Annotated in this window: 16 protein-coding genes; 2 read left to right on the top strand and 14 right to left on the bottom strand. The window is 35.7% G+C overall.

Translation table 11 applies throughout. From position 1 onward, the window contains the following. Positions 1–4: 4 nt before the first annotated feature. On the bottom strand, positions 5–1,348 hold the full coding sequence (locus RM552_RS02320) for a UDP-glucose dehydrogenase family protein (RefSeq protein WP_311367181.1): 1,344 nt from the start codon (positions 1,346–1,348) through the stop codon (positions 5–7). A gap of 442 nt (positions 1,349–1,790) precedes the next feature. On the opposite strand from RM552_RS02320, the gene wecA reads away from it, so the two are divergent. Next, entirely contained in the window at positions 1,791–2,819 is a 1,029-nt protein-coding gene (wecA, locus tag RM552_RS02315; RefSeq protein WP_311367180.1) for a UDP-N-acetylglucosamine--undecaprenyl-phosphate N-acetylglucosaminephosphotransferase, read from the top strand. A 132-nt stretch (positions 2,820–2,951) separates the two neighbouring features. Here the strand turns inward: wecA and RM552_RS02310 are convergent, their stop codons facing one another. The 13 genes from RM552_RS02310 to RM552_RS02250 form a co-directional block, all read right to left on the bottom strand. Continuing rightward, entirely contained in the window at positions 2,952–4,187 is a 1,236-nt protein-coding gene (locus tag RM552_RS02310; RefSeq protein ID WP_311367179.1) for a glycosyltransferase family 4 protein, read from the bottom strand. Further along, positions 4,165–5,781, bottom strand: coding sequence for a heparinase II/III family protein (locus RM552_RS02305; protein WP_311367178.1), 1,617 nt, complete (start codon positions 5,779–5,781; stop codon positions 4,165–4,167). The genes RM552_RS02310 and RM552_RS02305 overlap by 23 nt, the downstream gene beginning before the upstream one ends. 109 nt (positions 5,782–5,890) lie before the next feature. Further along, positions 5,891–8,002 (bottom strand): bi-domain-containing oxidoreductase, encoded by a 2,112-nt coding sequence (locus RM552_RS02300; RefSeq protein ID WP_311367177.1) that lies wholly within the window; start codon positions 8,000–8,002, stop codon positions 5,891–5,893. A 50-nt stretch (positions 8,003–8,052) separates the two neighbouring features. Beyond that, positions 8,053–8,841 carry an AglZ/HisF2 family acetamidino modification protein gene (locus RM552_RS02295; protein WP_311367176.1) on the bottom strand — a complete coding sequence of 263 codons (789 nt, stop codon included), beginning with the start codon at positions 8,839–8,841 and terminating at the stop codon, positions 8,053–8,055. Then, entirely contained in the window at positions 8,828–9,457 is a 630-nt protein-coding gene (gene hisH, locus RM552_RS02290; RefSeq protein ID WP_311367175.1) for an imidazole glycerol phosphate synthase subunit HisH, read from the bottom strand. The genes RM552_RS02295 and hisH overlap by 14 nt, the downstream gene beginning before the upstream one ends. Further along, positions 9,454–10,575, bottom strand: coding sequence for an N-acetyl sugar amidotransferase (locus RM552_RS02285; protein WP_311368257.1), 1,122 nt, complete (start codon positions 10,573–10,575; stop codon positions 9,454–9,456). Before RM552_RS02285 ends, hisH begins: the two co-directional genes overlap by 4 nt. A gap of 26 nt (positions 10,576–10,601) precedes the next feature. Beyond that, on the bottom strand, positions 10,602–11,138 hold the full coding sequence (locus RM552_RS02280; protein WP_311367174.1) for an acyltransferase: 537 nt from the start codon (positions 11,136–11,138) through the stop codon (positions 10,602–10,604). Then, positions 11,110–12,234 carry a glycosyltransferase gene (locus tag RM552_RS02275; RefSeq protein WP_311367173.1) on the bottom strand — a complete coding sequence of 375 codons (1,125 nt, stop codon included), beginning with the start codon at positions 12,232–12,234 and terminating at the stop codon, positions 11,110–11,112. The genes RM552_RS02280 and RM552_RS02275 overlap by 29 nt, the downstream gene beginning before the upstream one ends. A gap of 42 nt (positions 12,235–12,276) precedes the next feature. After that, positions 12,277–13,629, bottom strand: a complete 1,353-nt coding sequence (locus RM552_RS02270) for a polysaccharide pyruvyl transferase family protein (RefSeq protein WP_311367172.1) — start codon at positions 13,627–13,629, stop codon at positions 12,277–12,279. Positions 13,630–13,631: 2 nt separating this feature from the next. Next, the gene (locus tag RM552_RS02265) at positions 13,632–14,894 is read right to left on the bottom strand and encodes a Coenzyme F420 hydrogenase/dehydrogenase, beta subunit C-terminal domain (RefSeq protein ID WP_311367171.1); all 1,263 of its coding nucleotides are present in this window, start codon (positions 14,892–14,894) and stop codon (positions 13,632–13,634) included. A gap of 41 nt (positions 14,895–14,935) precedes the next feature. After that, positions 14,936–16,048 carry a glycosyltransferase family 4 protein gene (locus RM552_RS02260; RefSeq protein ID WP_311367170.1) on the bottom strand — a complete coding sequence of 371 codons (1,113 nt, stop codon included), beginning with the start codon at positions 16,046–16,048 and terminating at the stop codon, positions 14,936–14,938. 436 nt (positions 16,049–16,484) lie between these two features. Then, positions 16,485–17,567: a hypothetical protein gene (locus tag RM552_RS02255; RefSeq protein WP_311367169.1), complete on the bottom strand. Its 1,083-nt coding sequence runs from the start codon at positions 17,565–17,567 to the stop codon at positions 16,485–16,487. Positions 17,568–17,744: 177 nt separating this feature from the next. Beyond that, positions 17,745–18,656: a Wzz/FepE/Etk N-terminal domain-containing protein gene (locus RM552_RS02250; RefSeq protein ID WP_311367168.1), complete on the bottom strand. Its 912-nt coding sequence runs from the start codon at positions 18,654–18,656 to the stop codon at positions 17,745–17,747. 897 nt (positions 18,657–19,553) lie between these two features. On the opposite strand from RM552_RS02250, the gene RM552_RS02245 reads away from it, so the two are divergent. Next, positions 19,554–23,210 carry an Ig-like domain-containing protein gene (locus tag RM552_RS02245; protein ID WP_311367167.1) on the top strand — a complete coding sequence of 1,219 codons (3,657 nt, stop codon included), beginning with the start codon at positions 19,554–19,556 and terminating at the stop codon, positions 23,208–23,210. Positions 23,211–23,305: the final 95 nt, after the last annotated feature.

The raw sequence follows: 23,305 nt of genomic DNA, 5'->3' as shown, positions 1-23,305 counted from the left end.
GAACTTAGATCACTGGCGAAATAGATTTTCCGCGCCCTATGCCATAGTAATGCAAACCGTATTCCGAAATGTTGTCAGGCTCAAATAAATTTCTTCCATCAAAAATAACATCGTCTTTAACACTCGATTTAATGAGGTCAAAATCGGGCGCTCTGAAGGCCTGCCATTCAGTACAAATCACCAAACAATCTGCATTACTCAAGGTCGCTTCTTTGGTTCCCATAAGTGTTAGGTCTGGTCTGCTCCCATAAATACGCTGAGTTTCTTCCATTGCTTCTGGGTCGAAGGCCTGTACCCTAGCGCCCTGCTCCCATAACTTTTCCATCAATACCCGCGACGACGCTTCACGCATATCGTCGGTATTAGGTTTAAACGACAAGCCCCAAAGTGCAATCGTTTTACCATTAATCTCGTTGTTATAATGGCGCATAATATAATCGAATAATTTTTCTTTTTGGCGATAGTTAACGGCTTCAACGGCTTGTAGGACTTTTGCATCATAATTGACCGCACCTGCACTACGGATGAGCGCTTGCACATCTTTAGGGAAACAAGAGCCGCCGTATCCACAACCAGGATAGATAAATTGATAGCCAATTCTTTGGTCGCTACCAATGCCTTTTCTAACATTTTCAATATCAGCACCAAACTGTTCAGCCAAGTTCGACATTTCGTTCATGAAGCTAATTTTGGTTGCCAACATGCAGTTAGCCGCATATTTGGTTAACTCTGCACTGCGCACATCCATCACGATTATTTTGTCGTGATTTCGATTAAAGGGCGAATAAAGTTCGCGTAATTTTTTTTCTGAGTGCTCACTTTTTGTGCCCAATATTATTCGGTCTGGACGCATACAATCGGCAACAGCCGCACCTTCCTTCAAAAACTCAGGATTTGACACCACATCAAAAGTAACGTCTTTATTTAAGCCCTTTTGAACTTCATTTACTTTAGCGGTAACTTTATCGGCAGTACCCACTGGTACAGTCGACTTATTAATAATAATTTTATGCGCCTGCATATTTTCAGCAATGGTTGATGCAACTGCCAACACATATTTTAAATCAGCGGAGCCGTCTTCGTCTGGCGGTGTACCAACAGCAATAAAAATAACATCGCCATGCTCAACACCTGAAGCAGCATCCGTCGTAAATTTGACTCTTCCAGCCTCATAATTTGAATTAACTAGAGGCGTTAGGCCAGGCTCGTATATAGGGATGATTCCTTTTTTGAGGTTATCAACTTTATTTTGATCTACGTCGATACAAACCACGTCATGCCCGACCTCTGCCAAAACGGCGGCTTGAACCAGACCTACATAGCCTATGCCAAAAACGGTTACTTTCATTGAGTGTTTCCTATACTTTGGATGTTTTTAAATGTGTTATTAAATTATGTCGTAAATACTAAGCAATTTTCATGACAGTCTTACTAAAAGAACTTAACTAATTTATTGAATACAAATTTTATTGGGCCAGAATATACCATAAATTTGATAGCCTAAGCTATTACATCACTTATGTTAAGATTTATTTGAGTGGTATATCATCAACGTAAATCCAAAACACCAATTTATAATTTGACACATTAAACTATGTATTATTTCTTGTGTTAACAATAGTTTCTTATGCTATGATCCTCGTAAGGGATTTGGTAATAGGCATTTTGTTGTTGTATTTTTTCCAAATGAAGTCCTATTTTACTAATTGTTAAGTGAAATATTTGTTTAGATTGGGTAATTAAATATTTTGGATATAACACACATTTCGTTGACTCAAGGATTGAATCTAATGATAGAGCTATTTTTCGTGTTCTTTTTCTCGTTCGCATCACTTTTTTTGCTCAGAAAAGTAGCAAAAGTAGTGGGGCTAGTTGATGAGCCTACCTTACGTAAGCGTCACGAAGGCGTGGTGCCTCTTGTTGGTGGCATAGCTGTTTTTATTACTGTAGCGCAGTTTCTTTATTCTAATCCTGAAGTTTTACCACATAGTTCACTTTTTCTTGTACTCATAAGTATATTAACAATTGTCGGTGCATTAGACGACAAATACGACATTAGTTTTAAAATTCGCCTAGTCGTACAAACACTACTAACTTGTTCAATGATTTATTTTACTGGCATTGAATTAACTACAATCGGCGACATATTTGGTTTTGGCGAGATTAAACTAGGAGTACTAGGACCGTTTATAACAATATTCGCTGTGCTAGGGGCAATAAACGCTTTTAATATGGTAGATGGGATAGATGGATTACTTGGCGGTCTGTCTATCGTTACATTTTTGTCTATCTCGATTGTATTTATGATAGGAAACGAGTTGGATCTTGCATACCTTTGTATAATCCTAGTAGTTTCGTTGATTCCTTATGTGCTATTAAATTTGGGGGCATTTGGCCGTCAACGCAGAGTATTTATGGGAGATGCTGGCAGTATGCTAATTGGTTTTACTGTTATTTGGTTGCTACTGATAAGTAGCCAAGACTCCAAAGAGTTGATCGTTAGACCTGTCACCTGCTTATGGTTAATCGCACTACCATTAATGGACATGATGGCAATTATGTATCGTCGAATAAAACGAGGCCGCTCACCATTTAAACCGGATAGAGATCATCTTCATCATATCTGTCAAAGACTTGGCTACAGCGATTCGCAGACCTTAATTCTCATATGCTCTGTAGCGAGTATATTTGCGACAATAGGAATATTAGGAGAAATATTAGAGGTTCCAGAATTTATTATGTTTGGTGGGTTTTTAATTTGTTTTATTTCGTATTCTGTAGCACTACTAATCAATTGGCCTCATAGGGTTTCTAAATAGTCATTTTGGCTTAGTTGTCGGCAATCGCTTTTACTGACATTTTTTGTTTTTGCGGACCAGAGCTTAGGTAGTAAAAGCAACTTCAAAAACACCATGAAAACTAAGTATATTTCATACAATAACTAAAATTATCTAACGAAGATATTCTTCGATCGCGATTTCTAGTTCATCTATAAATGCACTAGCTAAACTTTCCCTATTATAGGTTTTTGATGCCTTCTTTGCATTTTCTGACATACGCTCAATTATAGAATGATCTGAATAGATGCGTTCAATAGCTTTAACTAATTCTAAAGGCTGTTCAGCTTTTACAATTACTCCAGAATGTGTGCTCTCAACAATTTGAGTAGCCTCTCCTTTTGGCATACTAACCAACAATGGTATGCCCATACCCATACTCTCAAAGATCTTTGAAGGGATAACTGTTTTAAATAAATCAGTATCCTTTAAACTAATTAAAGACAAGTCACACAAACTCCAGAACTCTGGCATCGATGACTTAGGTTGACGAGCAATTGAAATAACATTGTTTAAACCTTCAGAATTTATTCTATCATCAATAGTTTTTTTGGCTGCCCCTCCGCCAACAAACAAGAACCTAACTTCATCATTTGACGCAATCAACTTTGCCGCATCAAGAATACTATCTAATGCATGTGCAAGCCCATGTGTACCTACATAGCCAATAATAAATTTATTTGTTAACGCATATTTGGTCTCTAACTCTATATTTTTTGAATCGACAGGTTTATACGTAGAAAGATCGACACCGTTCAAAACCACGCCTATTTTTTGTTCATTTACGCCTCTTTCGATCAACTCATTCTTAAAAGACTCAGTGACAGCCACTATTCGACTAGAATGTTTGTATAGAAACATCTCAATTTTTTCTAAGACTTTAATTATCAAAGAATCTTTCATAGCACCCACAGCGGTTATCGATGCAGGCCATATATCCCTTAACTCAAACACAAAAGGTCTTCTCTTAATCTTTGCTAAAAAATAACCTGAAATTATCGTAAAAAACTGAGGCGACGTTCCAACAATAACATCTGGCTTTTTAACAAATAATCCAGCAAAAAAAGAAGACACCATAAAAGAAAGAAAATCTAATATCCTTTTCAAAAAGCCTTCATTTGATGTAACAAATGTTTTTACTCTTCTAACTTCGATCCCTTCGATAAATTCCTTCGAATACCAGTTATTTTCATAACCATCAAAAACTCTGCCTTCAGGAAAATTTGGTGCCCCTGTGATAATCGTTACTTGGTGCCCTAAAGTAATCCAATATTTTGCATGCTCAAAAGTTCTTGTTGCTGGAGCGTTGCCCTCGGGAGGGAAATTATCAGTGAGAAATAGAATATGCATCTTCAGGATTCCATTTTATTTTACTTACAAATTTAGTTGCGGATGGGTTTAAACAAATACACTTTGAATTTATCGAAACACCGAATTCAGGATGCCATGTAGAATTTTTAATCTCAATTTCTGCATTTATAGCCTCAAACAAACAAGAAATGCCATGTGCAGTTAACAATAGTTTCCTCTTTGAAATATTTTCTATTTTTATATCAGGATGAAGATGGAAATAAGCTTCTATATGAACTGGATTACCGACTAAGCTATCTGTAATTGTTATATCGTTTTCTGTGACATCCCAATTTCTTTTGTGCAGACAGTCTATCCCCTGTTTCTGATAGCCATTATGAATCCCAAAAAAACTTTTCTTATCTTCACTTATTTTTCTTTGGACTATTTCTGCCCTTCTAGCGACTCTAAATCCACTCCATATTTCAGTAGAATTGCTCTTGTCAATTGCAACGGTATTGTGCGCAGCTGTCCCACGTTGTCTTAGTCTTTCTTTACTTAACCCATACTCTGATGTACCAGAGTTAACAAAAAAACGTTGTTTTGAAATACATAGTTCGAACGATAATGTATCTGCATGTGCGTGACCCGGTATATAACTTGGACCAACTTCATTCAAATCACATATCAGCGATATATGATCTGTTTTATAGATTATGAAACCAGACTGCTCATAATCTATTAAACCTTTATTTACAAACGAATCTATTTCCAATTTGAAGCCCATACTTTTAGCATAGTCATATATTGAACTGTTTTCTGGAGCTATTCCAAATGCTGAGTCGTTGAAGAAACTAATTCGGTCGTCCATATGTGAAATGTCATACAAAAACCTTAGCATCTTTGGAATCTTTGCACTTATTTTTTCGGCTAGTTTTAATGGAAAACGGTTCTTGTATGCATTTGATAAGTTCTTCAAATCAAGCAGGTCTGTAAGAATAATCGCGTGATACATTGGCGTAAGTTCAAAGTTAGCACCTTCTTCAAAAATTTGTTCATCAAGCTCTTTTAATAGAATTTTTGTTCCTAAATTCAACCATTTTTCACTTTTTGGATGTTGTAAATACAAGCCTGCGAAAACAAGGGCTTTTGCATTAACAAATAAGTGATTCCCTAATAGGTGATACTCTAAATCATTCGCTAAATAATCAGCCTGTATCCCTAAGCTTTTTATGTGCATTTGGTTATGTGACTCAAACGACAACCCATATTTTATCCAATTTACTATCCTTAAAGAAAGAGGGTATGGTTCCCATCCATTACCAACGCCAGTTGGATTATCGTTAATCCAAGACTTCAACCAATAGTCGTGGATTAGTTGCCTGCTGCCGGCTCCTTCTGCATTTAGGTCATCGAAATAATGTAGATTGTATAACCATAATTTTTCAAAATTAGCATTATTCCATACTTCCACCAAATCAGTATTCGATTCAACATTTAAGAATTTACAAAGTTTATTGGAGTATATTCTCTGTTTTCCCAGCGCTATGGTTTCCCATCCACCGTCTTTAATTGCAATCTCGGAGGTGTATTTAGAAGTCTTTACTTTTTTGAGTTTCTTTATAATTCTATAAAATATTTGCTTTATTTTCATATACTTTACAGTATTGAAATACAGAATAAGTTGTTTTATTTTCAATTTTTTAAATACAAAGTGAATAAAGTCATTTAATGCAGTTGAACTAAATTACAACTACTATTCGTTACCTGAGAGAATCAGCAATTTCGATAGATACTTTTGCAACTTCAAAGATTTCTTCTAACGGAATCGGCGCTTCTTTACTATTTTTGACAGTATCTACGAATGCAGAAATACATTCACTTTGTCCCTTGTTTTGACTTCTAGTTTTAAAAGAGGAAAATCCATCCCAGTTAAACCCTGACAATTTTTTAAAATTGTCTAATTGAAGTACCCCTTCATCACAGAATATTTCAATTCTCTCTTTTGGAAATGATTTGCCGCCATTTGCGAAATAATGTATCGAACCGATAGAGCCATCTTCAAACACAAGGCTAATGATTGCTTTATCTTCACAAATATCAACCGAATCTGAATCTCCCATACGAATTGCGCTAAATTTTTTTATGGGAGAATCAGTTAAGTGTCTCATCAAATCTATATAGTGGCATGCTTCACCTATAATCCTCCCTCCACCTAACTCTCTATCTTGCGTCCAGTGCTCTTTTGGAATTGCGCCTGCATTCATGGTGAAAATAAAAGTCTTTGGCATTGGTTTAACACTTAATAGACTCTTTATCTTTTGGATATGAGGAGAAAACCGGCGATTAAATCCTACCATAAGTTTTGTGCCAATCTTCGACGTTTTTATTGCTTCTTCAATAGTCTCAACCTCTTCTATAGATAACGCTAAAGGCTTTTCAACAAACACGTGTTTATTTGCTTTAATTGCAGTCAAGCATTGTTCTGCATGCAAATTATGCTGAGTTCCGATGACAACAGTATCGGCCTCAGTTAGAAGCGATTCAGCAAAATCAGTGCTCGCTAATTTAAACTGATTTTTTAAACCATGATGATAAGAATTAATTCCCGAACTAGTTACAACAGTATGAAGAGTAGCCCCTGCTGACTTAAATGCTGGCATAAGTACTCTAGATGAATAATTCCCTGCCCCTAAAAAAATACACGAAGCATCACCCGTTTGTTGCGCATTATTGGTTAAGGTGATCGTTTGCGACATTTTATTGTTTGAATCGTCATCAGCGTATTGCAGCAGTATGCCTAGCGCACTCTTATCATTTAAAACGGCGTACGCGTTTACCGCATCATTGAACACAAACCTATGGGTTATTAATGCCTTAACGTCCAATATGCCTGATGACATTAAATCCAGGATTGCTTCAAAGTTTCTTGTTTCTGTCCACCTTACAAAAGGCAAAGGATAGTCATTTCCATTCTCCTCAAAGTTCTTGTCGTATCTCCCTGGTCCATATGAACAAGAGACTTGAAAGCTTAATTCTTTTTCATAAAAATCTGCTCTGCTTAATTCCAAGCCAACAACACCGACTAGTACAATTCTTCCGCGCTTCCGAGACATCTCAGCTGCTTGATGAACGATTGAATTATCCTTTGCACTCGCGGTAATAAGAACTGCATCTACACCTTTATTTCTTGAAAAATTCTTCGCTTTTGCTAACGCATCCTCTCCCTTTGACAAGTCTACGGTTTCAGCACCAAACTTAGATGCTAACTCACATTTCTTCGAATCAAAATCTATGCCCATGACTCTGCAGCCATTTGCCTTTAACAATTGAACTGCCATAAGTCCTATTAAGCCCAGACCAGTTACTACTACGCACTCACCAAGTGTAGGCTTTATTAATCTAATCCCCTGCAAAGCGATTGCGCCTATTACTACAAAAGAAGCGGACTCATCATCAACATCATCTGGGATTTTAGCCACTAAGTTTTTGGGAACTCTCACAATTTCGGCGTGATTCCCGTTCGATACAACTCTTTGCCCTTTGCTAAATCCAGTATCTGAACCTTCTTCAACTAAGCCTACATTGCAATATCCTAATGGCAAAGGTTGCTCTAACTTTGAACGTATAGCTTCCACAGTTGGCGCAAGGCCATCGGTTCTGACTTTGTCCAAAACCATTTTTACTTTATCCGGCTGTGATCTTGCTTTTTCGATCCATCCTGCTTTTCCAAAATCAACCAACATTCTCTCAGTACCGACTGAAACAAGCGAGCTAGTTGTTCTAACTAGAACATTACCTTTTTTGCTAAGCGGACGCGGAATGTCCGCCAATATAGTTTCGCCATTCGATATGTTTTGAAGTACTTGTTTCATAGAGTTTAATAAACCATTGTATTGTTAATAAATAAGATAATGACTTTGGGTTAGTCTGATCTGAAATTCTTTTCTGCAACTTTAACAATTTCATTTTTTGTAACATCATTCAGGTAACTTATCAAAACAGCTTTATAAACCCCTTTGAAAACAAACAGACTTCCTACAGAAGCGCCAATTACCTTATATCTTTTTATTAAATTAAGTATGTCATCAAAGTTAGAAGCACCGCCAAGAATCGTAATTGGTGAATCAGTTTTTTGCCTTACGATATCAACTAAATCAAAGTCGTATCCTTTCATTGTTCCATCTCGGTCAATAGAATTTACAACTATTTCACCCACACCAAAAGATTCTATTTGCCGAAGAACTTCTTCTAACTTTTTTTTCACTTTTTTTGTTCCATTGTGGGTAAATATTTCATATTTCCCCAAAAAGTTCTTCTTCACATCAAGAACCACTACTACGCTTTGTTTGCCTATTGCGTTGCATAGAGGTGTAAGTATTGTAGGATCCTCCAGTATCGCACTGGAAAAAGCTACTTTCTCTATACCCAGTTGAATTATTTTTTTAGCTTGTTCTACTGTGTTAACGCCACCGCCATAACAAACAGGCATCCGGCTTTCATTCGCAATATTTTTAATCAATTTATAATTTGGTTCACTTTTATTGACTGTTGCGTCTATGTCCAAAATTATTATTTCATCTACTTCTTTTTCATTGAATATTTTAACCGCATTTATTGGGTCACCGACATATTTATGTGTCTTGAATTTTTCAGTTTTAACTAAACCATTTTTGTGGATTAATAAACAAGGAGATACTCTAGATCTTAACATTTTTTACATTCGCAAAATTTTTAAAAATAGATTCGCCATTTGAATGACTTTTTTCTGGGTGGAATTGAAAACCATAAATATTTTCTTTTTGTACAACACATGCAAATTCATTTCCATAAATGCTTGTCGCAACTACATCCTCAAGGTTTTCGCAATGAAAATAATAAGAATGTAAAAAATAAAATCCTTTTACTACATCAACACCTTCAAATGCGGCAGGATGGCGATTAATTTTTATACTATTCCACCCCATATGAGGAAGTTTAGGCTTAGTGGTTAACATTGCATCATCAAATTTTTTAACACATGCATCAAACCAGCCTAGCCCTTGAACAGCTCCCTCGTCACTTTTTTGAGCCATTATTTGCATGCCAACACAGATTCCAAGGGTTGGCTTTTTATCCTCTAATACGGCACGATCCAAGGCTTTCCTTAGACCCGATTTATCTAATTCAAGCATAGCTTCATCAAAAGCACCAACGCCCGGCAGTATAATCGAATCAGCTTCTTCTATCTTAGACTCGATATCAGCCAAAACTACAGGTATTTTTAACTTTTTATAGATATTAACGATTGCTTGAACATTTCCAAGACCATAGTCAATGATAGCGATCATCGCTTGCCGCCCTTCTCTTTACCAAGAAGTCTCATTATTTTTGCGCCAAAATCATAAATAGTTTGCTGATTTTTATAGTCTTTATATGTCTTATTTGGAGCGTCAAAATAAGCTTTAAGTTCGCTTTCGTCTATATCCAATTTGTTAGCAATATAAGAAAAGTCATCATCTATAGTTTCAGGGTCATGAGCTGGTTTTTTTAACAATTCAAGAGCTTCTTCTCTTGTCATTTGATTAGTCAGAATTAAGCTCGCAAATTGGACCTTTCGGGTATCAAAACCAAATTTTTGTGGCAGCCAGTACGATTCGTAAAATCGGGTAAACCGCGATTCGAAGTGTTTTTGCTTGTATCGTTGATAGCCAAAGTTATCAACCAAAAACTGTGTAGCTTCTTCTTTATTGTATTGAAGATAGTCTAATGGTCTATAAACCTTAATACCCTTGATATATGGAAGATATACCTTGTGCCATAATATATTAGTGATTGGAAAATCATTAAGGGGGATTTTACCAAATTTGGAATGTATATCTTTTATTTGTGTGCTATCAGACTGAAAATACATCCACTCTTTTGGATTTCTAATACATTCTGTAGAATAATTTCCACCAGTCAGTATATGTTTAATTTTATGTTTTGAAGCAAACTTATACATCGTTGCAAAAAACGCATGGTCTTGAGGAGTATCAATATGGGGCACGCCAGACTTAAAAAACGATAATTGTAAGTCCTTCATCTCCTCCCAATTAATTACTTCTGTGTATAAATCTAAACTTAAACGCTCAACAATCTGTTCGATATTATTTACTGCTTGTTGGGAATTCCAACCGGCGTCAACATGAAAAACTAGAGGTCGAAGATTTAGCTTTTCTTTAGCCAGATATACTAAATAAGAACTGTCTATCCCTCCGCTCATCCCAATAATACAATCGAACTCTTTGCCTTCACCTTCTTTTCGAATTGCGTCCGCCATTTTTTGTGCCTCTTTAATATCCCCATCTTGCGGGTTCCAAAAAGGCGCTATATCTTTATCAAAGGTCAAGCAATGATCGCATACTCCATTTTCATCGAAGGTTATTTTAGAATCAGTTGTGTCCATAACGCATCGTGAACAAATCATATAATCTCGGTTAGCCATTTGTAGGTCTATTCCCTGTACTTAATTAATTTCGCTGGAACGCCACCAAAAATTGAATTCTCTGGAACGTCCTTAGTAACAACGCTGCCAGCAGCAATTACAGCACCTTTGCCAATCGTAACTCCGGGCGTAATCACACAGTTGGCGCCTATCCATGTGTCACTGCCAATAGTCACTTTCGCATATTGATCTCCCGATATAGGAAATGGCTCACCTTTTTTGGGGATACTATGATTTGCTGAAATTATCTGAGTTCTATACCCTATCAAGGCTCTCTCACCTATTTCAACACCGCCTGAAGTGGTGATCAATACATCCTTTGCAAGGTCAACTTTATCGTTTACTACTAGATTCCTTCCTGGCGTAATCCATACTCCAGGATATATTACAACGCCCCGCCCAAATTTAGCACCCATGATTGACAATAAAGATATTTTTAACAAACCAAAAGTTCTATATCTTGGTAGTGAAAAAACTATGCTCATCACGAATTCATAAGTAATTACCAAGAAAGATTTAAAACTCTCTCGCAATAACTTTAGCATACTCTATCTCCTGTAAAGTTCTTTCATCTATTGAGGGATATTGCTTCAATTTGCTTAAACCACGTAACTTTATGGATTCTGAAAGTTGAGGTTCTAATAATAACTTTTCAATAGCGTCAGCTATTACTACAGGGTTATCTCTATCAACATATACTGCTGCTTCATCGCATATTGATCTAGACCATTTTTCATCAGCAACTATTAAAGGCTTCCCAAAATACCAAGCCTCAATAATGTTGTTACTAAAACTCTCTAATTTACTGAGCAGAAATACAAAATCTATCTGCTGATAAATGCTCGCCAAATATTTTTTTGATAATTGTCCAACAATCTTGACATTGTCTTCAACACCAAATTTGGTAAGTAGGTTCTTGAATTTTTTGCATTCTAAACTTTGATCATCATTTGCCGTAAAAATAAATTGAAAACGAACACCTCTCCTTTGAAGTATATTGGCTATCTCTGGTATCAACATAATATTTTTATTCAATTGCCAGCCACACAAAAAGAGACCTTTTGAGGTGTCTTTGTTTGATTTCAGTAAAAACTCTTCATTCTCATAATCAAAGTTAACCGATGGTTTGATATATTTAGTTTCAGTTAAACCAAATAACCTGCCTGCTCTTTGTTTCATGGCTTCATTCTCGAATACAACTGCATGGCTTTTTTTTAGCCCATATATTCTGTATTGGTCAACAATATATTTCTTTAACCTTCCTAGGCCTCTGTAATGTTGCCAAAAGTCAATTTCGGGAAAGTATAAGTTTGAATCGGCGCTACCCGATATTTGAGGGATGTTGTTTGTGTATAAGCCTAGGCCGAAGCAAGAATAGATAACGTCTATCTTCAGACGTTTCACTTTAGCGTTTAACTTTAGTATTTCAGCTACCATTCTTAGCAATGGATTCTGAGGCACTGTGCCAAGGATTTTTAACCCTGATTGAATAACAAATCTCTCTATTTCCGTACCTCTTGCCACGACAAAATAAGCGTCAACATCACTTGGAGCAACTCTCAAAAATGACTGTACAAAATTTAACCCAACATTTTGCCCCCCTCCTTTTTTGAGGGTTGCAAGGTTAATTAAAATTTTCATATCAAATTACACATTCTTTCGGGACTAATAAACACATGTGAATTAATGCTTTATAAACTTTCTCATTAATTTAGCTTTATTTTCTAAATTGTCTTTCATTTTGTGGAATGTATTTTGAAGTCTCCCCTGAATATCTTCTTTTCTCGACCACACATCTTCAAAGTGTTCAATACACTCATCTTTAGAAGGATTATTTAAATAATAGACGTTATCTTGCAATTGCAACATATCACAAACAATACCCTTTATTCTTCTATCCGTTTTTGACCCCATAACAAAAAATGGAGTGTTTACACCTACCGAACCTATCATCGAGTGAATTCTTTCAGCTACTAAAAATTCAGCGCTACCAATAAGCGCCTTGAGTTCCTTACCTGAAAGTAAATCTTTCAACAATCTTGCTCTATCTTCAGATAGTCCAGACCTTTTCAAAATATCATTGGCAATAATTCTATCATCTAGTGCTTTTCCTGGCCCAATAGCGTGAGGCAAGAACAAGATATTAACATCATGCCTTTCAGCAATGTGCTTTATTAACTCTGCATATAAATCACGATGGGCAGAAAGTTTTAGATCTGGTGTTTTTATATCTTCAAAGCAATATCTTGATATAGGTGGCGGTTCACAACTTGTGCACATAACGACGGGTTTCGAAAAAAATTCATCTAAATTGTTTCTGCCTATTATTTGGTTCAACACGCTACTATCTACTGGCTTCATTCCGAAAGCCGGATCAGCTAATGTTTCAGACTTAATATTTGGAAAATTTTGATTAACTACGTTATGTGAAGCTTCTGTCCGGCAATAGAAAAAATCGGCTTTTGCAAGGGTAGAATAAAGGACATTGATTATGGCAGGACTTTTAAATGTCAGCGGAAACTCAACGCCAAAAACACCAAATTTTTTACCATAATTCATAAAAACATCTATTACATGACAAACTCTATCGTCCAGTGCACCATCATGGCCCGCTACAATGTAATCACAATCTAGTAATTGTTTTAGTCTAATTTCCTTCTCTCCACTTGGTGCTTTACCACTGTGAATTTGATTCAAGATTTTATTTGTTTTAACGAGCGCAGAGCAATGTTTTGCAACCCAATTGGGGTAGATTTTGTGTAAACCATTTCTTAAAATCGAATACGAAGAATCTCTCAGTTTCTCATAACTAACACCTAACCCAAACTCTCTATTTAGCCATGGTGAAATGAACCACTTTACAGGGTAAACATGAATACCGTCTTCGAATCGATATTCTTCAATTTCGTCAAACAAGTGAATTTCACAATTGCCATCTGGGAACAACACATCAGCTATACCCCTCACAATTGCTTCTTCACCTTTGTTTTCTAACGGGACTAGCTCTGGTATAAATATATTATAATTTTCTGACACTTTTAAACCCTTGGATATCTTTTAATTATTTTCGCTATAAATTTGTATATTCCAATTTTTTCAAAAAATGAAAAAACTGAGTGCGATATGTGTACTTTTAATTCAAAAAGCAAACCACCATCTGTTTGGTGATAACCACCATCAAACCTTGGAGTGCTCATTCTAAAAAATTTGTATAATTTTAATCTCGCTTTTTGCCTTACTTTTTTACTTGCTAAATTACCACTTTGAGACTTAATAACTTCGGCCTCTGACACCGAATGCATTTCTATTAAACGCTGTTGATGCAATTTGTCAATTATTGATTGTCCATATTCTGACCTTGCTAGGGCTATGGACCATGATTGGCCAGATTCTAGGTATTTAGGAATCCAAGCGTCACCGCATGAGATATCTGCTAATTCACCTGTAGCGTCAACACAGACTCGACATCTTTTATACTTTATGACTCCGGTCATTCTAGCATAATCTGGATATTTTAATGCTTTGACTTGTCCCAACATTGTTTTGATTACCATTGATCCGGGTTGTCCACCCCCTCTATAACGCAAAAAATTGACATCTTCTTTTTTGATGTTGGCTCTTTGAATTAATTTGTCAGTTTCTCTTAGGTCTCTGTACCCACCACAAAAGTTAGCTATGGTTAATTTGATTTTGTTTTGTATTAATTTATCTTTCAACTGCAGTTCTCGTAATGCCGCAATTTGACATGGAGTACCTATAAAAGCCAAATTTCCATTAAAGTTTGTAATATCTGCTTCCGAATCAAAAATAGGAACTGGAGCGTACTTTGAGCCTTGAGCTTCGAAAAGTTGGTCCGGTGATGTAGCTATAAATGAGCTTGGCCGAGGTCCATTTTTTGAATAATCCATCCCTGTCACCACTACCCCATCTACGACTTTTTGCTCTATGAGGTATTTCGCTATGGATGTCATTATTCCGCCTGAAGAGGCTTTTTCTACTATTTCACTCTCTAAACTTCTCACCACTGTTGCAGTTATCCATCGCCCCAGCTCGATACTTTTATTTTGAGCTTGCGGAAATAAAGTCTTGGCAGATTCAATAATTGAATACCCTTTGCCAGGGCAAATTTCTAGAGCCTTCCCTGTTGTCCAACCCGGTTCAGCAACTTTTAAATTTGGTAAAAAAACTCCTTTTTCTTTATCTTCATACATAGTTACTTTGCTATTTTTATCCGCTAAACAACAAGCACCGCAAGATATACATAAGTCATTTTTAACGACATCATGAATTGACTTAATCATATAATATTATAAAGCCCTTTTAGTTTAAAATCCCCATTGAATCAAGCAATGGTTTCTCGACACAAAATACTACTGTACTGCTGTGACATTTTTTCAATTGAGAAGTTTATTTCAGCTCTTTGTCTTGCTTTTAAGCTGTAACCAGTGACATCGTTCATGATGTCTTTGCATGCCTCTACAGCCAATTCGACCATTTGTTCTGAATAATCATATTCGACTCCTGTATTAATCACTATTCCAGCGTTTCCAACCAATTCACTTTGCCCACCAAAGTGTTGACAAACAACAGGTACTCCGGATGCGAGACTTTCCAATACTGAATTAGGGCACGCGTCACTTGAGGTTAAATGTAGACTAAGTGTTGATTCAGGTAAGATAGTCGACAATGTTTTTGGCGATACTGAGCCAGTTACTTCTAGATTTATAACTTTCTTTTCTTTTTCTTTAAAAACTATTTCCGCAACATCTTCGGTCAAAGAGCCGATTATTCTTAAAATAAGTTGCTGATTACCTAATATGCTCGATAGTTTTCCAAATACTTCCAGGCAGCAAATTATTATATCTGGATCCCTTAAGTTACCATGGACTGAAACAATACATTTTTTCTTGTTTATCGCTTCAATAGGTTGAAAAAGCTGAGTGTTCACACCGTTATAGATAATAGAATAATTATTTTCTCTATTACACAGCCATTTATTACTAACTTGTCTTGAGAATTGAGATTGATAAATTATGTAGTCCGCGAGTTTCAGGCTGGTCTGAATCTGAAAATTTGTTCGCATTCTATAAAGTGAAAAATCTCTCGGATGTCTCCTGCGTATGCTTTCCACATCGTTCAAGTTGTCGTATAAATCAGGGTAACTGAAACCGTCAACTCTGAGTATAGTTTTTACCCCTAGTTTGTTAAATATTTTAAAAATGAGCGGAGGCATATTTGAAATAATTAAAATTGCATGAAAACCTTTAAAAGGATTTCTTATGATCTTGATGTCCGAGGTATTTGTTAATCCATCACTCAGGTTTTTTATAAATCGACCCGGTCCATTAGTATCACTTTTTGACAACATTGAAACTAAAACATTATTATTTTTAGGACGAACTAAAGCTCCGACCAAAATAAACAGATATTTTAAATATTCTTTTATTGTTCTCATTTTTAATTGGGTTCTTATTAGATTAGTTTCTTAAGGGGCAAAAAAGAAAAATTATTTGATAGTTTTCAATGATACATGTGACTGTGAATTAGAGATTAGATGATAAAAAAAATACTTCATTTAATCAATAAATTTTAAGCCGTCAGACGCATATTTAAAGATATTCTTTTCTTTATTCCTATCATTCACACTCTTATCCAGATTTTTAATCTTCAATACTTCTTTCTTTGTTCGCTCGTTGTTCAGAATGTTCATGTTTGTTTCATGTCCGAAATGTACTTTTTAAGTCTTAAATAACTAATTACGTCACCATCTGAATAACCTAACCATTCAAGTATTCGCTATTCGTCAATGATTTATATTTCTTATTTACGTTGAATCGGCTATGACAACAATTTCAATTACCCTCAACAATTTTGAGGGATATGGGTAATCATTAACTATTAACATTACTGTCGTAGGTGATATTTTCTATTTGTACATTTTTAAGCATTTTCATTCTGATGAAATAAGGTATCAAAAAACAAAAAATAAGTGTCGCATCAAACAGACTAGCTTTGGTTAAATATATTGTCAAAACAAATAAAAATGGCCGCACGCTTGAAATTATAAGCTTCTGCGAAATCAGCACAAGAATTAAGCCCACGATACCAAATTTAATGATATTAAAAAGCCAAAGACCCGCATCGTTTATCGCTGCAACTTCGAACTGAGCAAGGCCTCCAAAGAATTTCATATCGTCTATTTGGGTAGGAATACCCATAAGGCCATTGCCAAACAAAATTTCAAATTGACTTTGTGTAAATGTTATAACAATTAAACCAAGACGCAGTGAGCCAAATTCACGATGACCCATGTCTAATCTACCAACAAAATACCAGTAAATTACGGGTACGAGTAGCAGAAATAATGGAATCATAATTCGTATATTTTGCCGCAACTTTTCTTTACTCATCAATCCGATAAACAGAGCTAAACTGGAATATACGATTGCGGCAGCTGAAAACGAAAAAATAGTTGATAGCAACACTATTATATCGATACGATTTAGTTGATTTACTAGGCACATTCTTGTTGCAACAAGAATTAACATATATGTCGCATAAGTAGAGGGCTCGTAGTACATGCCTGTAGGCCTATAAACCTCCCCGATTAGTGGTAATGTCATTCCCGCAATATAACGTTGTTCCTTTCCTACTATAAGATTTAACGGGTCAGGATAAAAACCTACTGTATAGACCAACAAGTATTGAATACCAAAAAATATTACATGTAGTAAACAAACGGTTCCAATTACTTTGTGCATAACTAAAACATTTTTATTACATAGAATACAAATTGGTAAAATAATAAGGATTTTTGAAATAACCGAAACAGTTAAGCCCAATGTAGTAAATTCAGAATTTGTTTTAAATTCACCAAAGCCCTTTACATTGGCTAAAAGTAGTATAAGAAATACTAAAATTATTGGTATAAAAGATAGAATATTTAGGAGGCTTAAGGTTAACCATTGCTTCACACACAATAGCGAAAATATAACCAAGCAAATAATGACTATGAAGCGTTCAAAACCAAAACTCTCTAATGTCAAAATAAAGATTATCAGAGTAACTAAAACTCTCGCTATCACTTTAAAGTTCTCTTTAAACCGCTTTTAATAAAAGTATTAAGTGTTTTATTTGTCATTCAGCAATAACTATTTTTTAAAAAATAACATTATCAGAATAACAAAAATACTTACTAAAGAACCTAAAACTGTCAAGGCTATTACAATTAGGGCTCTATTCGGTTTACTCCTTTCTTCCGCTATTTTCGGAGCTATAACTGTTTTTAACATGTATTCGTCTGCAACTTCTGCAAGCATCAGTGCTTGTGTTTGATCTTCTATCATTCCATAGAATACAGCTCGCATATCCGCTATATTAGTTTCCGAAATTTTTTGTTGGAGATAATTTATATTCCTCTGTGCATCATCAATATCTCTCTCTTGAAAATGTGAATTCAAATCTCTAACTAATTTAGACACTAATTCTGCAGCAATTTCAGGGGAATAGTGCTCGACACTAACTTTTATCAAACCCGTTTTTGTATCATGGCTTACATCTAAGAACTTTTGAAATTTTTTGTGCGATTCAAAGCTACTTGGTTCAGCAGGGACTCCTGGAGGAGTTTCCCTCACCCAAGTCTTAGAGTGGTTATCAAAAACATCACTATCCCATATTATTTCCCTAGAATCTTCATCCCATTTATATATTCCCATAACATATGGTTTAAGTGCATGATTTGTAATAAAGGTTTCAGAAAATGACCAGCTCTTTACTAACGCAATAGCTTGATCTATTTCATTTGATTTGCCTGCATTAAGATTTATACCTGCAATAGCAGCTAAACCACCATACTGAGATGCTAGTCCACCTGCGCCGCCTGTTCCCTGAGAAATTGAATAAACTCCTTCACTTCTATAGAAATTAGGGATACTCAATGCATAATAAATTGAGACAACAGCACTAATAAACGAAACAACTATTATCCACCACTTTTTACGCAATAGAATAGATAACATCTGGGAAAGAGTAATTTCATCTGCTTTTAATAAAGAACTTTGCATTTAATAGTATATTTTCCATTTACGTTAATTTTAAAAACTGCATACTCGAAAGTACTCTCTAATACTAACACTAGAGCTAAGGGGTCACATTTACATTAATCAAACCATGACAGCGAAATCAAAACCTAAAGATTTGTTTTTAGCAATTTTATTTACGATAGCCTTTCAGATATGCTATCGCATGCTACTTGCATAAACTCTTGGAAATTGTTATTTCAGGATTGCCTGTATTGTGATTATTTACTTATTATAACTTAATTTACTTGTGATCGATAAACAGTTAATAGCAATAATTTTCTAATTGTTACTTATATAAATTGACATCTTCCTTTTGCATGGAAAACATACTGCATTCACAAGAAACACCCACATTCATACTTAAATTGAAAAACTCAAACAACTAGACATTATTCTCGTTATCGATTATAAAACATTTTTACGTAATCCAACAAATCAATTCGTATTGCATACACATTGTGTTATTTTTTTTCAGCATAATTGAAAAAAAAAAAGCTTTTATTATCTAACTTTTATTTTAGCAGTCCATATAATCTTATCGTTGCTAGTAATTAGTATCTATTCTTCCTATACTATACTCAAAAGAATCTTGGGAATTATATTTTTCCGATAACTATATCTTCTAGAACAACTATATTTGCCATATCGTAATAAATAATGAATCGATAGCCATTCAGCAAAATACAAAATAGCATTCATAGAAGAAAAAGCCTGGTCTCATTTGACGTTAAAGTTAACTACTCAGATAGTCTAATAGCTAAATTTTTCAAACACTTTATTTGTTTATTTTTTCGCTATATTAGTATCAAAATACTTATAACTGGCTCAAGCAAATAATAGTAAAGTCGATAACGGTTAAAAATGTTGAGGTCAAATAAATTGCGTTCACATTCTATCGCTACAGCTTTGTTAATTGCTACTTTCAGCCTTTTACTTCTATCACCAAATTGTTTTGGTAAAGGGCCTGGTATTGGCAATCTCGACTATTCTGAAAACCAGCTATTTCAGCCAATCTCTCTCTTAGAAAGTCCTAAAGGCCATGGCACTGTGGCCTTGGTTGATGGGTATTTAATGACTATATATTCTAGTGATGGTGGAGGTCGATCAAGTGATGGTGGCTTTGATTTCTGGGATATTTCAGACCCATACAATCCTGTTTTATTCTCTCGATTTGATAATGTCGACACTAATGGTATTCGTGAAGCACATGGATTTGGATTGAGCAATAGTTATCCAGTCAATTACGCAGTGGTGCAAGCGGTAGACGGCATTCAGTTTTGGGATGTCTCTGAAGTTGAAAATTTAAAATTAGTCAACTACTTAGATTTACCTGGCATTGTTAGAGGCGATTATTCTGGTGATTGGTGGATATTTTGGCAAGCACCATATGTTTACGTTGGTGGTGTTGAGCAAGGTTTATACATTGTTGATGCTACAGATCCACAAACTCCTATTTTAGTAAAAAATATTTCGACAAAAGATTTGGGTGGGCTAAATCCTAGTCAAGTTTTTGTTGTCGGCAATTTAATGTTAATCGCTGAAGCGAGAGAGGGTGAGTTTGCGAGTTTAGACGTAAGTGATCCCGAAAACCCTGTTTTGCTCAATAGATTCAGTGGCAAAAATGGATATAGCCATCTCTTCGCTGCAGGCACTTTATTTACATCAGGAGGTAATGGAAATGTCCCTAAAGTATATGTGACTAATGTGAACCATAATGGTGAATTTGATTATATAGGTGAAATTGGTCCTGATATTCTGTCAAATGGTGGATATGGAACATATCAAGACGGTTTTTTTCATTCTGGTTTTTCAAATGGCTATTCAAAATTCAAAATTTTCAATGAAAATGGGGAATACGATTTGGCATATGTAGGGACCGGAAGCTCAGAATTAGATGGCGCTGATGAAGACTTTGGAATTGTACTGGGTAATTTAGCGTTTGTTGGTAATGATCATGGTGCGTCAGCTCTGATTGTGCATCAACAAGAACCCGATACTAGCGGCCCTGAAGTACATTGGGTACATCCAGCAGATGGCACCACGCAACAAGCTAGAAGCAGTAGAATAGGCATATCTATGTCTGATTTAGTCGATATAGAATCTGTTAATGCTAGTACGTTCTCAGTCCAATCAAGTTCTGATAAAGTATTGCAAGGTAAATATAGTGTACAACAAGGAATAGTAAATTTTAGTCCAAATAGCATACTCGAGCCAAATACGACATACGAAATAACAGTTGAGGGTATTAAGGACGTAATGGGCAATCCAAGCCCTGTGTTTACCAGTACTTTCGAAACAGGTAATTATCTCGCCCCGACCTGTTCTATCGCAGAATTACAACCTGTTAAAACAAGAGGCGTTGCAAGTTACTCTATTGAATTCATCAGTGAGCAAGATGTAGAAAGCATAATTTGGGAATTTGGAGATAACAGTCAAGCCATCGAAGCTGAAATTTCAAATACTATAACGCATAGTTTTGATTTACCTGGCAGATATAATGTTACAGCAACAGTTAGTAATATAAATGGAACTAGCAAGTGTAGTAAATCTCAAATAGTTTATAACTCTCCACTCGACCAACCACCCGTTGCGTCAAAAACACTTGCTGTTAATTCAAATTATGTTTTTGTTGCAAACCCAGATAACCATTCAGTCACTGCAATTAACAAAGACACCCATCAATTAGCTTGGGAAACTCGTGTTGGTGAAAATCCAACATCTTTAACCTTAAGTCCAAATGGTAATTTATGGGTCGTTAATGAAAAAGATGCAAGTATTGCCGTAGTTTCGACAAATAGTGGAGAGGTCATAAAAACAATTCAATTAGCCCTAGGGACTTCGCCCTATGGAATTGTCAATCACAATGACAATTTTTATGTAACCCTGGCTGATACAGGGCAATTGATCAAAGTTAATACAGATGGCGAAATTGTGTCTACCTTAAATATTGGTGGTAAACCACAATCGATAGCAGTTGAAACTACAAATAATAGAATATTTATTGCGGATTTAATTTCAGCATCAAGAAACTTAGACGCACCTAGCCAACTGCCAGTAGGGGAAGTAATCGAAGTCGATGCAGACACCATGCAAATTAACCAAGTTCATAGATTAGCTTATGATATAACACCCGACACTGAATTGACGGGAAGAGGAGTCCCAAACTATTTAAACGCCGTTGCTATTAGTCCCGATGGTTCTTATGTTCTTATTCCGTCGAAAAAGGATAATGTCACTCGAGGTCAGTTTTATGATGGCACCAATTTAACTTTTGAGTCTAGAGTAAGAGCGAGCCTCAATGGGCTAAATATCGTTACAAATACAGAGGTGATGGAATATAAGGTCGATCTTAATGACCGCAATATGCCTAGAGATGTTATATACAGTCCACTTGGCGATTTACTATTTATCGCTATGCAAGGCAATGACTTGGTAGAGATAAGAGATGCCTTCAATCCATCCAAGGTGATTTCTAATTTAAACGTTGGCGCAGCGCCGAGGTCCCTTCTTATTGATTCACACTCAAATAATTTGTATGTACATAACTACTTATCAAGATCGGTCACAATCTATAATATAACCAATCTTTTAAATGCATCAGGAAATAATGCCGTATTGATAAATGAAGTCTTCACCGTAAGTAGTGAAACTTTATCTACAAACGTGTTAAATGGAAAACGACTTTTTTATAATGCAAGTGACCCACGATTGAGTAGAGATGGCTATATAAGTTGTGCAAGTTGCCATCAAGACGGAGGCAACGACGGACAAAATTGGGACTTAACACAATCGGGAGAAGGGCTCCGCAATACCATAGATCTTAACGGAAAAGCGGGTACGCTATTAGGAAATGTTCATTGGACTTCTAATTTTGATGAAATACAAGATTTTGAGAACGATATAAGAAACCTTAACGATGGCACTGGTCTATTAACAGATGCAGAATATCAAAACACAATCGACCCTCTAGGCACATCTAAAGCAGGTTTATCGCCAGATCTTGATGATTTGGCAGATTATGTGTCTTCCTTAAATGAGTTTTCAATTAGCCCACATAGATTGCGCGATGGTTCTTTAACCGAAAAAGGGACTTTAGGTAAACAGTTATTCGAGGATTTGAATTGTCACACATGTCATTCTGGACAATCATTTAGTGATGGAAAAAGGCATGATGTTGGCACAGTCTCAGCATCTTCCGGCAAAGGGGTAAATAGCGAATTACAGGGGGTTGGATTTAAGACTCCGACTTTAAAAAATTTATGGAAGACCGCCCCTTATTTTCATAACGGTCAAGCTCAAAGCCTTATTGATACTTTGGCAGTTGAAAACCATGTTGGTGAAGTATCAGAAGATGATAAATTAAATCTAGTCGCTTATTTATTGCAGATTGATAAAAATGAATCAGCACCTGCTATACCAACACCAGCGCCCCTCCCTGATCAGGTCACCAAAAGTGCCGGCTCAATGAACTACATGAATCTAATTTTTTTACTACTTGTCGTGTTATATCGCGATAAACAAAATACGCGACTGTGATAAGCGAATAAACCCAAACTATATACTGAATTGCTAAAATATCTGCAATTAACATTCTTTTCTTTTTGCGAAAAGAATTATCAATCAAAGGACAA

Origin of the sequence: Glaciecola petra (assembly GCF_031846345.1) — a bacterium.
GTDB lineage: Bacteria > Pseudomonadota > Gammaproteobacteria > Enterobacterales > Alteromonadaceae > Glaciecola > Glaciecola petra.
Note: the sequence above shows the minus strand (reverse complement) of the source record. Positions and strands in the feature narration are given on the sequence as shown.